The following is a 1,728-nucleotide window of genomic DNA, read 5'->3' on the forward strand; positions in this document are numbered from 1 at the left end:
GCCGCTGACGATCTGGCGGCGACCGCCTTCGAGTTCGAAGCGCGTCCAGCCGTCATATTCATCGGCGCCCCCGAATTCGAGGCCAAGCGTCATCGTGCCGGTAACGGCGAGCTCATCGCTGTCGCGGCTGAGCACGGTCAGGTCGAGTGCGTCGCCGCCGCCGGTTTCCTGATAGCCGTCTTCCTTGAGCTTGTAATAGTCGACCGCGACCATCGGGCGCAGCGTGAGGCCGCCGACACGCGTGTCATAGGCTACCGAACCGGAGGCCGACCACAAGGTGCCGTCCCATTTGCCCTTCATCGTCTTCTCGATGTCCTCGGCACCGGCTTCGGCGCGGAAGATACGCGTGCCCTTGAAGCTGATCGGAGCGCCCGAGACGCGGGCGTTCGCGAGGAAGCCGTCCGAACGGAGGCGCCAGTGCAGCGCGCCTTCGAACTGGCTGGTGCTGACTTCATTGGCGTTGCTGCCGTTGCCGTCCTTGCCGCTCAGATAGCCGATCGAGCCACCGAAATTACCGACGTTGCTTTCGATTTCGGCACCGAGCGAGATGCCCCAGCCGCTTACGTCGTAGCTCGCAGTGTCGCCGACGCCCTTCGACGTGCCCCAGACCGCCTGATTGACCCAATAGCCCCACTTGCCCTCGTCCTGATAAGGCGCGCTGGGGTCCTGGAGATAGCGTGCCAGCGCACGTGAGCCTGAAGTAACGGTTTCGAAGACGCCGCCCTCATGTTCGGGCAGCATCTGTTGAAGCTGGCCACGGAACTGGTCGCCGTCGGTGATGCCGAGGAAGACATCCTCGATCTTCTGATCGGCAATGACGGCGTCGAGCACGGCGTCAAACGCGCCCGATTCCGAACGGTTGAGCCCGAGCTCGGTGGTGCTTTTGCGCGACACGTCGACGATCAACTGCGTCGCGTTCGAGGTCAGCGTTCCCTTGTAGAGGAAGGGAAGCAGCGTTTGCGAAGCGGTGAGGTTGTTCGCGCCGGTAATCGACCCGGCGGTCAACACGATATGCTGGCCCTCGGCCTGCTCGATGCTCGTCAGCCTGAGCGCGAGCTTCGATTCGGCGCCAAAGCTGGCGTTGCCGGTCACCTGAAGGTTGGTTCCCGTGTTGCCGGTATCGAGCAGCACGCCGAGCGTCCCCTTGTCGGAGACGGCGAGCGACGAGATCGACGCCGCGCCGCTGACGTCGAAGGTGCCGCCGGCGACCGACACGGCCAGGCCCTGCGAATTGGCGAGCGTGCCCGAGAAGATCGACGTGCCGCCAATGGTCAGCGTATCGGTACCGCCGCCAAAGTCGGCGAGCCCGGTGAACTTCGAGGTTCCCGCGAGCGTCATCGTGTCGTCGCCGGCCCCGAAGCTGGCGTTCCCGGCATAAGTCGCGTCGCCCGACAGCGCGAACTTGTTGTTACCGGCGCCAAAGAAGCTGTTCCCCTTCACCGAACCGTCGGCGATGTCGAAAACATCGTTGCCGCCGCCGAACCGCACGTCGCCGACGATGCTGGGCGCGGTGATGCCCGACGCCACTGCGGTCTGCTTGACCGTCGCGCCGTTGTTGTTCGCCGACAGGTCGATCGCGATGTTTCGGTCGGACGAGGCGAGCGCACCGCTCGCGCTGATCGCTCCGCTGTTTTCGACCGTGCCGACCTTGCCCGACAGATCGACGATCGCGCGGGCGGTGCCGTTGTCGCCGCCGGTCTTTGCAACGATCGACCCGCTGTTACGGAT

At 64.7% G+C, this 1,728-nt stretch carries 1 protein-coding gene; it reads right to left on the minus strand.

All coding sequences use genetic code 11. From position 1 onward, the window contains the following. Positions 1-1,728, minus strand: a 1,728-nt coding sequence (locus JHC57_RS18645) for an autotransporter domain-containing protein (protein WP_294031934.1), incomplete at both ends; no start/stop codon positions are given.

The organism is Sphingopyxis sp., assembly GCF_016463645.1.
In the GTDB taxonomy this organism is placed as follows: Bacteria; Pseudomonadota; Alphaproteobacteria; order Sphingomonadales; family Sphingomonadaceae; genus Sphingopyxis.